At 64.2% G+C, this 833-nt stretch carries 1 protein-coding gene; it reads right to left on the reverse strand.

The window, feature by feature from the left end:
• A partial coding sequence (locus tag NJ376_RS02480) for an IS481 family transposase (protein ID WP_252951654.1) occupies positions 1-777 on the reverse strand: 777 nt, incomplete at its 3' end.
• Positions 778-833 lie beyond the last annotated feature (56 nt).

The following is an 833-nucleotide window of genomic DNA, read 5'->3' on the forward strand; positions in this document are numbered from 1 at the left end:
CCTGTTCATTCTTTCGACCTGCCCATTTGTCCACGGGTGATGCGGTTTGGTCAGGCGGTGCTCGATGCGGTTCTGCGCGCAGGCGAGTTCAAAGGAGTGAGCCCGGAACAGCTCGCCCCGCTCCATGGCCTCGCGGATGAGCGGTGCGGCTGATGCGATGTTGCCGGGGGTGGTGAAGTGGATCCCGTTGTCGGTGAGCACGGTGTGCACTCGGTAGGGCACGGCTTGCAGGAGAGCCCGGAGGAAGTCGCCCGCGACCCGCGTAGTGGCCCGTTCGTGCAGCTGAACGAAGGCGAACTTCGAGGTGCGGTCGATGGCCACGAAGAGATGGAGCTTGCCTTGCTCGGTCCTGACCTCGGCGGTGTCGATGTGGAAAAAGCCGATCGGGTAAGCCTTGAAGCGTTTACGGGCTGGCTTGTCGCCATCGGTTTCGGGCAGGCGGGAGATGCCGTGGCGCTTGAGGCAGCGGTGCAGTCCTGAGCGCGTGAGATGCGGGATCGTGGGCTGGAGGGCGTAAAGGCAGTCATCCAGGGGCAGGAGGGTATGCCGCCGGAAGGCGACAACCACTGCCTCCTCCTCGGCCGAGAGGATGGTAGAGCGGGGTACGGCTGGGCCAGTGCGCTGGTCAGCCACACCGGACCGAGCGCGCCACTTAGCCACCGTCTTCGGGTTGATCCCATGGCGCCGGGCCAGGGCTCTTAGGCTCTCTTGACTATGTTGGATCGCCCGACGGACTGCCTCTGTCGTGCGGGCGCAGCCATGAAGAACCTGGCCCATAGCGCATCCCTCCATGCCGGGGAGAAGACTGCACCATCAAACCCTGGGATCAAACA

Source organism: Siccirubricoccus soli (assembly GCF_024178315.1).
GTDB lineage: Bacteria > Pseudomonadota > Alphaproteobacteria > Acetobacterales > Acetobacteraceae > Siccirubricoccus > Siccirubricoccus soli.